General features: G+C 55.5%; 8 protein-coding genes. 3 read left to right on the forward strand and 5 right to left on the reverse strand.

Features of this window, described 5'->3' with window-relative positions; all coding sequences use genetic code 11:
• Positions 1-338 precede the first annotated feature (338 nt).
• Together HZS80_RS22580 and HZS80_RS22585 are read right to left on the reverse strand one after the other, a co-directional pair.
• Entirely contained in the window at positions 339-563 is a 225-nt protein-coding gene (locus HZS80_RS22580) for a BBE domain-containing protein (RefSeq protein ID WP_035563928.1), read from the reverse strand.
• A gap of 449 nt (positions 564-1012) precedes the next feature.
• Positions 1013-2635, reverse strand: coding sequence for a BCCT family transporter (locus HZS80_RS22585; protein ID WP_179917389.1), 1623 nt, complete (start codon positions 2633-2635; stop codon positions 1013-1015).
• A 337-nt stretch (positions 2636-2972) separates the two neighbouring features.
• Between HZS80_RS22585 and HZS80_RS22590 the strand changes: the two genes are divergently transcribed.
• Positions 2973-3914 carry a cobyrinic acid a,c-diamide synthase gene (locus tag HZS80_RS22590; protein WP_179917390.1) on the forward strand — a complete coding sequence of 314 codons (942 nt, stop codon included), beginning with the start codon at positions 2973-2975 and terminating at the stop codon, positions 3912-3914.
• A 124-nt stretch (positions 3915-4038) separates the two neighbouring features.
• Positions 4039-5235, forward strand: coding sequence for a toxic anion resistance protein (locus HZS80_RS22595; RefSeq protein ID WP_179917391.1), 1197 nt, complete (start codon positions 4039-4041; stop codon positions 5233-5235).
• Between the two features lie 58 nt (positions 5236-5293).
• On the opposite strand, the gene HZS80_RS22600 is transcribed toward HZS80_RS22595, so the two are convergent.
• From HZS80_RS22600 to HZS80_RS22610, 3 genes are read right to left on the reverse strand one after another with little or no spacing between them, the layout of a single operon-like run.
• Positions 5294-5878 (reverse strand): exopolysaccharide biosynthesis protein, encoded by a 585-nt coding sequence (locus HZS80_RS22600; protein WP_179917392.1) that lies wholly within the window; start codon positions 5876-5878, stop codon positions 5294-5296.
• Positions 5879-5917: 39 nt separating this feature from the next.
• On the reverse strand, positions 5918-6235 hold the full coding sequence (locus HZS80_RS22605; protein ID WP_179917393.1) for a BON domain-containing protein: 318 nt from the start codon (positions 6233-6235) through the stop codon (positions 5918-5920).
• Positions 6235-10056, reverse strand: a complete 3822-nt coding sequence (locus HZS80_RS22610) for an AsmA family protein (RefSeq protein ID WP_179917394.1) — start codon at positions 10054-10056, stop codon at positions 6235-6237. Before HZS80_RS22610 ends, HZS80_RS22605 begins: the two co-directional genes overlap by 1 nt.
• Before the next feature lie 415 nt (positions 10057-10471).
• Between HZS80_RS22610 and HZS80_RS22615 the strand changes: the two genes are divergently transcribed.
• On the forward strand, positions 10472-10666 hold the full coding sequence (locus tag HZS80_RS22615) for a hypothetical protein (protein ID WP_179917395.1): 195 nt from the start codon (positions 10472-10474) through the stop codon (positions 10664-10666).
• Positions 10667-10702: the final 36 nt, after the last annotated feature.

Consider the following 10702-nt stretch of genomic DNA (forward strand, 5'->3'; position numbering starts at 1 on the left):
AGCACGGTGGGTTTTGGCAATAACGGGCTTGCGAAAGCCAACTTGCACGGGGCGAATGATCAAAAAGTGCTCGCTGGCGGTGATAGGGAAAGTGTCGGCGCCGGCTTCACGGATTCAGGAATATTGCTTTGGCAATGTGGCGAAGCGTAGCTAGGCAGTTGTCGCTTGATTCCCAGCTCGAGTTGATGAAGATTTCCATGGCCTGGATATAAAGGGCATAGCGCGCTAGCGGATGTTAGTACTCTCAGGTGATCAGGCTACCGATCCGGCCAGCGGGCGTTTTGGCCATCTGGAGCCCTCCGAGCAAATCGTCACCACGCTGTTGATCAGGGGAAAGCTCAGGCGGGTCTGATGTTCTGGTTGATACGGAAGAGATTTTCCAGGTCGTACTGCTTCTTGATTGCCACCAGTCGCTCATAGCTCGCGCCATAGGCGAAGGCAATGTTGTGCCCGCCACCACGAATGGAGAAAGGCGCGTTGTGTTGGCGTACGAAGTTCAGGGCGTGAACGACATCGGCAGGTGACGTGCAGCGAGCCAACATGGAAGGCCTGCGATCAATCATGGCATTCCATACCTGGCGCACTTGGTCGTATTGAGGATTATCAGGAAGGAGGACACTTCCTGCGAAACCGGTCTTGAACTCCTTGATTGCGGTTGACGTAAGCTGCCTTCTGCGCACCACCGTTAAGTGGATTCGGCGGTGCGCAGAAGGCACCGCCGAACGGGGTAGTGAGGAAGACAATGTGGCTGGGGATTAGCCGCATGCCTCACAGTGGCCGCATTAGAATATTTCTCCAGTCTCAAATCGCAGTATGGTCACGCCTGTCAATAAGGCCGCTTATTTATTTGGACATGTTTATGTGAATATTTATATCCGAGCAAAGCGACGTTAACCTTTATTGTCGTAAAGAATTATGGAGAGCAGTTTAATGGTGCTTTTTAACCGTTGCTCCGGCCCATGCGGTACAGCGGCATCGAATGTCAGGTTCAGAGCTCCCTAATTTATACCACCTAATCTTCCGGCTTTAGGTCTTCCTGCTTGGGTGGGGTGCCTACCTTAATTTCGCTCAGATCCTCATGGGAGAGGCCGCGGTACAGGGCGAACATCATGATAAACACCAGAATAAACATCGGCAGGCCGACCACGGTGATCACCTCTTGAAGTGCGGTGAGCCCGGCATCGCCTGCCAGTACGATAAGCATGGCGGCCAGCATGCCTTCGGAGACACCCCAAAAAACACGTTGATGCCATGGGCCTGGGTCTGCGCTGCCGGTACACAGCATATCGACGACCAGGGAGGCGGAGTCTGATGAGGTGGCGAAGAAGATGGCGACGATCACCACCGCTAGGCCTTGAATCAAGGTAGCGGCGGGGAAGTTATCGAAAAACGCGAACATGGCGAGGGGAATACTTTCGGCCACGGCGGCGGATAAAGTACCGGCTTGATCACCCAGGGCTGCCCGCGCCTCGGGGCCAATTCCGTCAATCTCCATCGCCGACCAGCCGAAGATCGCAAACCAGATCAGCGTAAAGATGGAAGGGGCGAACAGCACGCCGAGTACGAACTCGCGGATAGTCCGACCGCGAGAGATCCGCGCTACGAATATGCCAATGAACGGCGACCAGGTGACGGTCCAGGCCCAATAGAAGACTGTCCAGCTACCTTGCCACCCCCAGGCGCCGCCTTCGCTGGAGTAGCGTGCCAGCGTGTCATTCCAAAACGCCATGGGCAGCAGGTTCGTTATATAGAGGCCAAAGGTTTCGACAACGGCACGTAACAGGAAAACGGTTGAGCCGGTAAACAGCACAAACAGCAGCAGGCCAACGGCCATCCCGATATTGATATTAGAGAGCCGCTTCACCCCTGAATCCAGCCCCGCGATGATCGACCCCACGGCGACGGTGGTCAGGACGGCGATGATCACTACCTTTGGCAGCACCGCGTCTGGAACACCAAACAGTTCCGTAAGCCCCGCATTGATCTGCTGGGTGCCCAGGCCGACAGACACCGCCACGCCAAACAACGTGCCGAGCACGGCAAAGATATCCAGGGTTTTGCCGATAGGGCCGTGAATACGTTCGCCCAGCAGTGGAAAGAAGACCGAGCTGAAACGCATCGGCAGGTTGTAACGGTAGATGAAGTACGCGAACGCCAACCCCGGCATGGCGAAGATTGCCCAGGTATGTAGGCCCAAATGGTAGATCGAAAAGCTCATGGCATCATCGGCGGCGGCCACCGAGAAGGGCTCGACACCCGGCCGTGGCGGCGTTGCGAAGTGGGATATCGGCTCGGCCACGCCCCAGAACATTAGTACCGTGCCGATACCGCCAGCGAACAGCATGGCGAACCAGGAGGCGTTGGTATAGGCCGGTTTCGCATCATTGCCACCTAAGCGTATTGCCCCGAAACGGCTTATTGCCACCCACAGCAGAAACGCCACCCAGCTTGTTACCCCAAAAATAAAAAACCAGCCAAGGTTAGTAACGATCCATTGCCGCCCCGCGCCGAAGGCTTCCCCTATAGGGCCAGGCGCAATCAGCAGCGCCACAAGGAAAAGGATCATGATCCCTGCCGATGTGAAAAAAATAGTGGGATCCGTCTTGAGGCCCAGCTTTCGCGCAAGTGCATCCATCGTTACGTCTCCCGGTGTCTTTACAGACTGTTTTTATAAGCGGTTCTTATAAACAGTTTTTATAACCGGTTTTACAACCAGTCCTTAAAACAACGTAGGAGTTATCGGTCGATTACGCCAAGCTGGGCAAAGAGAAGCACCTCTTCTCCATAGGCTGCTGTTCGGTAGTGCAGGTGTTTTGCAACATGTTTCATCCGCGCTGATCAAAGCACCCAAGAGAATTGATATCGGCCGACTTCAGAGAATCACAGGAGTGTGTCCAACTGGTGCTGAGCGGGCCATCTCAGTTACTCTACACTTGGTGTTTGCGTTTCATGAATGAAGGATAGCCGTATCAATGTTGGGATTCCTGCAGGGATTTTCCTATGGCCTGTTTATGACCTGCCTGCCCTGGCTATTGGTCGGCCTTTTCAACCCTGGTCTGGCGCTTCCGGTGCTGGCTCCCAGCCGTCTGCAGGTCATCTTCCGCTATTGCTTGCTGGTTCCTTTTATCAGCATGCTGCTGTGGCTAACCTCTCTATGGGGCGGTTTCAGCCCCAGCCTGTTTGGCTGGCTGGCGGGTATTGTCGCTATTCCTGTGGCGCTGCCAGTCGAGCGAACACTGCGCGGCTGGCTGGCCCGCCGCCGCGAGCGCCGCCAGCAAGCTCAACGAGTGGCCGCGGTACGCAAGCGGCGTGCCCAAGAGGAGCGCAAGGCCTATGAGGCCGGCGTGTCGGTACTCGACTCTGCACGGCCGCCAGAGGGGGCCGATGATCTTGTACTCGCCATGTGCCGGGCCAAGCAGAGCCTGCTCGACGTGCATCGCCCCGATCTTGCCATTCAGGCGGATCGCCTCTATAGCCGCTACCGCCATGTAATGGACGTGCTGAGCGGCAGATTCCACACAGGCGAGTTGGCTTTCGAGCGCTCGCGTGGCCTGGTCACGCAGGTGTGTCTCGGCGCGGTGGATACGCTGATATCTATGGCGTCCCAGGCGCGAGGGGTGGTTAGCGTAGACGGTAATTACGTGCGTAGTCGCCTGACCCAAGAGGGCAAACAGTTGGGCGAGGAGGAGCGCGCCGCCCTGGTGCGGCGCCTGGATCTACTGGTAGAGACCGAGCATCGGCTGAATAAACTTACCGCCCGTATTGAATCGGCCCTGACCGTGCTCGACGATACTGCTGTTTCCATGGCGCGTATCGAAACAGCGCGCCCACAGGCGTCGGTTACCACCGAGAAGGCACTGGAGGATCTACGCCGCTTCGTCGAAGGCGCGGATCGTTATACGCGCAAAGATTAATTAATCCAGCTGACGGTGCTGCTGTGCCGTAAGTTCTGGGTAAATGGTTCTGGGTTAATGGTTCAGTGCAAATGGTGCCCTGCGGTTTTCACAATGGCTTCTTTCAATAGCTCAGGAGATGTTTATGGCTCAGCAACCCGATGACAAACGTCGCCTCTCCCTGCCGCCGGTGGACGAGATTGCCAGTCAGCTGGGGGCTAACCAGGAAGAATCGGACGACCCCAATGAGCGTGCCATCGACCCTGAGCTTGAGGCGATGGCCGGCCGCTTTGTCGAAGATATCCTCGCCGAGAATGACGAGGCATCTATCGCTCGCCAGCGCCGGGCCGTAGACGAGATGGGGCTTGAGTTGCAGCAGCAGGCCGCGCATCGTAGTGCCATGTTGCAAACACCGCTGCGTCAGTTGGCTCATCAGGGCGATGAAGGTGGTCCAGTCGCTAAGGCGCTGGTTGATCTGCGCGGGCGCATGGAAGGCCTCGATCCCGCTCGCCATCGCCTAGCGCCGAGCGCGCTGGATCGTGTTATGGCGCTCATTCCCGGCGTCGACAGCCGCCTGCAGCGCTACTTTCAGAAGTTCGAAAATGCTCAGCAGGCACTAGACGCGATTATCGAGGAGTTGAAAGGCGGTCACGATATGCTACATCGTGACAACGTTACCCTGAGCGATGACCAGCAGGCTTTAAATAAAATCCTTGCTGAGTTGAACCGCCAAATTGCGCTGGGCCGTTTGATTGATAGCCGCCTGCAGGACGAGATCGCCGCTCGCGATGCCGATGATCCGCGGCGTCACTTCCTTGAGGAGGAACTGCTCTTTCCCCTGCGCCAGCGTATTGTCGACCTCCAACAGCAACTGGCGGTGAGTCAGCAGGGCGTGCTGGCGCTAGAGGTCATCATCCGCAATAACCGGGAATTGATGCGCGGTGTAGACAGGGCCATTAACGTCACTGTTTCAGCCCTTACCGTGGCGGTGACCGTTGCCATGGCGATGGCTAACCAACGCCTGGTGCTGGACCGCATCGAAGCCCTTAACACTACCACGTCGCAGATGATTGGCGGGACCGCCAAGGCGCTGCGTCAGCAAGGGGTAGATATTCAAAAGCGCGCCTCCTCCGCGATGCTTGATATGCAAGTGCTTGAGGAAGCTTTCAGCGAGGTGATGGGCGCGATCGATGATCTCTCAAGCTATCGGCAGGAGGCCTTACCCCGGCTGGATGAGCAAATCGACCGCTTGGCGACCTTGGCGAAGCAGGGAAACGCCTCCATCGAGCGCCTCCGCGAGGGTAGCCAATCGCAACCACAGGACGGTCAAGCCCCCAGCTAATGCGTCATTAAGGAGCCTCTTGTGTCGCGTTATCTCATAGTGCTGCTGTCGGGATCAATCACAGTAGGTTGACAGCGATAAGCGTGAATGTGGCGCCGAAGATAACAAACGCCAATAGGGCGAGTAACCCGTCGTGGGCCACCAGTGAAAGCCCTAGCGCCAGCAAAGCCAGCCCGGCAGCCGAGGAAGAAAAGGGCACCAGTTCCATGATCGGCATACACAGACCGACGATGACACACAGCACGGCAATGCCATAGCTGCCCCCTCTATGTACTAGGAACGTTAATCGTGGTTTAAGAACGCGGTCTATGCCCCGCGCTGGCTTGTTGAGCCAGTCGAGCGCTTTCTGCAGTTTATTATGCTCAACTGAGCGGTCGAGAATGAAATGGGGCAACCAAAATTTTTTCCGACCGATCAGCATCTGTACGGCTACCAGCAACACGAACAACGCCATAAAGAACGACATGCCAGGTACGCCACTGAGCGGCGAGAATAACGTGATGCCAATCAGCATCAACAGCGGCCCAAAAGAACGGCTGCCAATCGATTCGACGACCATCTCGATTGAGACGCGATCGTTGTGGTGTGTTAACTCGCCCACTCGATCAAGCAGTTGTTCGAGGTTTTGCAACGGCTGGTTCATCCCTGGTCTCCGCGTAATGAGCCTTAAAATCAATCCTTCCTATTTAACGGTAATGTTGTTTTCCACCGTCTTCACCTGATCTTGTTCATGCGCGATGGCTTCGGCCCGGTCACGCTGCTGTGACGTTTCAACAAAGCCGCTCAGAATGGCTCGATCACCTTCCAGATCCACATCAATGGCCGAGCCAGCCAGCTCTATTGCTTCGAGAAGCCTAGCCTTGATTTGAACCGCTGCGAGAGAATCTTGCTGCTCGAGTCTTGCTGATTCATTGACCGGCGAGCCTGCACAGCCAGCCAGCAATAAGATTAACAGCAGACAGCCCAATAGCCTGCTATTGAACCAGTGGTATGGGCGCATTATTCCATATCCCCCTCTTCAATGGCGTCACGAGAACGGCTGATTAATCCTTGGCAATATTGCATGCTGGGGCCTGTGCCCACCTCTACCAGCGGTAAGAGGGCGGTGATTGGGCCAGTCAGGGCCCCCAGCGCCACGCTGGCGCCCGCACGCATCACCAGTGCTTCGCGGTGCACGCCCGTTTCGATGTTATCGAAGGTGCCACCCAAGTGAAGCGGAGAACGCCCGACAAAGACACTGGGGTCTTTGGGATGGGCGATGATGCTGATATCCAGGCGCTCCGTATTCAGGTCCACTTGGCCACCCAAGGTGAACGTGGTGTCGCCGGTATCCACCACGAACGTATCCAACTGGGTAACGCCGTCCCTTGCTTGGAGGTCAGCATAAGCGCAATCAATCGGGATCGGGTCGCGTCCCCGCGCCCAGCTCAGAAATGTCTGGCCAGCATCAAGCCCCGCGATCTCCACCAGCAAGGCGTCGAGTCTTCCGTCGTTCATCAGTAAAACTACGCCGCCGTCGGCCGAGGCCAGCAACTCTGCAATCGAGGAGCCTTCTATCCAAAGTTTGCCGCGCCCTCCGATGATACCCACGCTCTCATCAGCCAGATTCCAATGGCGTAAGGCAGCGTTGAGATCCACTCGCTGCACTTCCACTTGCAGCGTGCCGCTGGGAGGGTGAGTTTTAGTGTTCAAATCGAGTATGAGATCAACCTTTCCCTCCCCGACGCCGAAACCGATGGGCTCAAAGCGCCCCCGCCCCTCTTTAAGCACAAAATCGATAACCACGTTACTCAGTGGAATACCGTCGGCACGCACCGATTGCCCCCGGTAGCTGACATCTGCCGATACACCTTGCCATGCTTCGGTGATTATTTCGGTGTCGGGCAAGATGAAGCGGTCTTTGTTGCTGGTCTCCTCTGGGGTTTCCCCTGCGAGCAAGCCCAGGTCCTCAATATTGAGATGTGTTGAGCTGAGTTCTCCACTCACGTGAAGGGGGCTTACATTTGTGTCGAGTGCCAGATGGCCATTGAGATCGCTGCCACCGATGACGCCCTGGATATCGGTGAAGGTCCAACGTTGGTCTTCCAGGTCAAGTTCGCCGGTGACCGAGTAGGCGGGAAGCTGCGGCAGGGAGATGCCTAGCAGGCGGCTCAGGCGTTGGGGGTTCGGCCCTTCAAGAGCGAGCTGAAGATTCAGCCCTTCCAGTTCCAGGGGGCGCAGAAGCGTACCGTCTAAACGGATGTGCGTATCGACGATATCTGCCTCGAGGTCCACCGCATAGAGGCGGTTCGGGTCGCGCGCATTAAGCAGTGGATCGCCGTGTAGGTTAAAAGAGGCGGGGGCACTGTCGTAGTGACCTTCGCCTTGCATGTGAAACGTTTGCGCTTGGCTTTCAATGCTTAGCGTCAAGTCAGTGTCGGCTTGCGGGTCACTGAAACTTAGCTCTGAGGGTTCGAACTTTAGGCGACCGATGAACGGCAACAGCAGGTCATCACGTCTCTCGCTTGGTAGCGATTCGCTCATTTCCAGATGGAGTTCCCCTGATACTCTGCCGAGCCGATCTTCGATGGGCGTGAAGGTGCCGCCCAGACTGGATAGGGCCATATTATCCACATTGATATCAAGATGCCCCGACGCAGGTGACTGCGCTGCATCCAGCGTTAAGCTGGCGCTAAGCGAACCGTCACCCAGGCGAAACCGAACCGATTCGGCTTCCAGCTGGCCTGCTTCCAGGTTGGCGGCGAGCGTCAATTCGTTCAGGGCCAAGCCGTTGGGTAACACTAGCGTATTGGCATTAAGCGACAGTCGCCCCTCGAAGGTCCGCAGTGGCGCTAGGAAGGATTCGTTCTCTGCGCCTTCGCTCTCGGCTGGGGTCGTCCTTTCTATCAGTTGAGCAAGCTGGATCCGCCCGGCTTCAAGATCCACCTCGACCACCGGCCGCTCGGCGCTGAGCACTTCGATATTGCCGTTCACCTGGGTCGAGCCAATGCGTCCTGCAAGGCCTATGGCGCTCCATTGATCGTGATCGCGTACCAACTCGCCGGCAAGGCTAAAGCCAGGCAGTGGAGGCAGCACCGGCCCGAACCAGTTTTCCAGCGGCTGTGCACTGTCGGCGGTGAGGGTCATGTCGGCGGCAAACGTTTGGGGCGATAGTAGCGATGCCAAGGTGGTCTCCGCCTGCACCCGGACAGCGTTGGAAGTGGCATCGACGTGCAGCGGGTAATCGTGCTGCAATGTGGTGTTTTCCAGATCCAATAAGCGCGTTAATGGCGCTCCCTGGGCCTGTAATTCCAATGGCTTACTACGCCAAGTGCCGTTGACGTTAAGCAGTAGCTCAGGCGGATTTTGTTCTTCGCTGGCCGCGAGGGTACCTTCAAGATGGGTGTCTGCGTTTTGATGCTGATAATCAAACCGTGCGTGGCCGATGTGCAGGTGGGTAAGCAGGGTCTCGGTGGCTAGCGTAGGACGCTGTTCCATGGGCTTAAGCTCAAGCGAAATATCAGCGCTTACAAGGTTACCCGGCGGCAGTGCTTGATCGATTTGCGAGAGATCGAGTTGCGTTAAGGCTATCTGGGCGTCGGCTTGAACGCTCTCGGGACTGCTGGTGAGCGCGATATCTGCCTGGGCATGGCCGCCCGCGATGTCGAAGGTGAGCGGGGTGAGGGCGACCGAGTGATCAGCGAGCTCGAGCGTCCCTTGCAGGTTAAGCAGCGTTGCTTGTTTGAGAATTAGGCGGTCGGCGGCGATTGATACGTTTCCACGCACGGCCGGTAGTACGGGTATCGAGAGGCCCTGACTTTCCCCGCTTTCTGGCAAGGCTGACCGTAAAGCAGCCACATCAACTGTCGAAGTATGCAAGCGGCCGTCAAGGCTGGGCGCTTCACCGGACGTATCTATCGCGAGTTCACCGCTGAGCTGGCTGTTGGCCGTGGAGGCATCCACGTTATGTAATCGCCACTGGTTATCTTGACGTTCTAGGTCAGCCGCTATTTCAAGGTTTTCAAGCGCGATCTGAGGCAGTTTGAACCATTCTGCCCAATCGCGAAGTTGATGCAAGCTAAGCTCGCCACTCGCTTGAAAGCGTTGTAATGAAGGCGCTTGGGGAAGCTCGAATGTCGTGGTCAGCTGACTCTCGCCAGCGCTGAGAGAAATGTCGCCGCTGAACCCCTTGGTTTCATCCAGGAACGCAGCGACGGTATCCGTTTGGGCTTTCAGCTCAATGTCTCGTTGTTGAACGTTCAAGGTCGCCTGTGTGCGTAAAGTCTCGTCCCTCGCCTGTGTTTGAAGGGACGAAATAGCTACCGATAGCGGGCTGTCAGCATTGGCTCGCCAATAACGCACCGTTGAGTCGGAGACTGCTAGAGAGGGCATTGAAAAAGAAGAGGAGTCGTTTTCTGCCGGCGCTGATTGAGTGGTTCGCTCATCGACCAATACCCAGTTAGCGGGTGCGTTGTCGCGCTGCTCCAGGTTAAGTGTCGAACCAGAAAAATTCAGCTTCTCCAGCGTCAATTCGCCTTGCAGCAAATCGATGAGCGAGGGCTTCAATGTGACTTGCTCGGCAGTCAACAGGTGGTCAGCGGTAGTCCAATCGGGGTTGCTTATTTCCAATTGATGAAGCGCAAGCTGAGGATGTGGAAACAGGCTTATTTCCACGTCACCGTGGATCGCCACTGAGCGACCCGTTGCCTGCTCGATACGGTCAGTGATGACAGGCTTTAAAAAATTCCAGGGCATTAACGCTAAGGTAACCATGATAAGCGCGACACCGATGAACGGCACCATCCACCATCGCCTTAGACGTTTGGGATCCCGATGCAGCATTATATTGGCTACCTTTTGATAAGCTGAATACGGAACAATGTTCCTAATATACTACTTGCACTTATGTTATTAATGTAGTCGCTGAGGTAAGTATTTGCATTTGAGTTATGTGGTTAATAATGGTTAAAGCTATTTTTGTTAGGCTACTAATAAATAATTTAAAGCAAGATTAAAGAGTGATGTTGACTTAATAACTTTTTTTAAAAAAACAGCCTGACTAATTTGAGAGAAAATACGCAAAAGGGGCGAAGATATTTTTGTTTTTATTTTAAAGTCATTTAATATCAGCGGCTTGGGAGCTGATTGAGAGCTGTAAGTTAAGTTGCTGCGGTTCGGTAACGCTTAAAGCAGTACGCTTTACAGAAAGAGTGCTCTTTTCTAACGTGAAAATACACCAACAGACGGGAGATAGAAAATGTCGATCAAACGGAATGTTTGTGTCACCACGTTAGCAGTAACGGCCACTGCCGCCGCTTTACAAGCGAATGCTCAGCAAACCCAGTCTCAGCAAGAGAGCGTGAAACCCGGCGGTCTCAATGAGCAAGTGCAACACGTGACCCATCAGGTACGGTGTTGCTATGACTTACTGCTATCGCCATCTCACTGCTGAAGACCGAGCCGCCATCATGATGATGCGAGCGACTCA

It is taken from the genome of Vreelandella glaciei (assembly GCF_013415125.1).
GTDB lineage: Bacteria > Pseudomonadota > Gammaproteobacteria > Pseudomonadales > Halomonadaceae > Vreelandella > Vreelandella glaciei.

Coding starts and splice junctions, on each gene's coding strand:
- HZS80_RS22615 (WP_179917395.1), top strand. CDS start 10,472: ATGTCGATCAAACGGAATGTTTGTGTCACCACGTTAGCAGTAACGGCC.
- HZS80_RS22595 (WP_179917391.1), top strand. CDS start 4,039: ATGGCTCAGCAACCCGATGACAAACGTCGCCTCTCCCTGCCGCCGGTG.
- HZS80_RS22600 (WP_179917392.1), bottom strand. CDS start 5,878: ATGAACCAGCCGTTGCAAAACCTCGAACAACTGCTTGATCGAGTGGGC.
- HZS80_RS22605 (WP_179917393.1), bottom strand. CDS start 6,235: ATGCGCCCATACCACTGGTTCAATAGCAGGCTATTGGGCTGTCTGCTG.
- HZS80_RS22590 (WP_179917390.1), top strand. CDS start 2,973: ATGTTGGGATTCCTGCAGGGATTTTCCTATGGCCTGTTTATGACCTGC.
- HZS80_RS22585 (WP_179917389.1), bottom strand. CDS start 2,635: ATGGATGCACTTGCGCGAAAGCTGGGCCTCAAGACGGATCCCACTATT.
- HZS80_RS22610 (WP_179917394.1), bottom strand. CDS start 10,056: ATGCTGCATCGGGATCCCAAACGTCTAAGGCGATGGTGGATGGTGCCG.
- HZS80_RS22580 (WP_035563928.1), bottom strand. CDS start 563: ATGATTGATCGCAGGCCTTCCATGTTGGCTCGCTGCACGTCACCTGCC.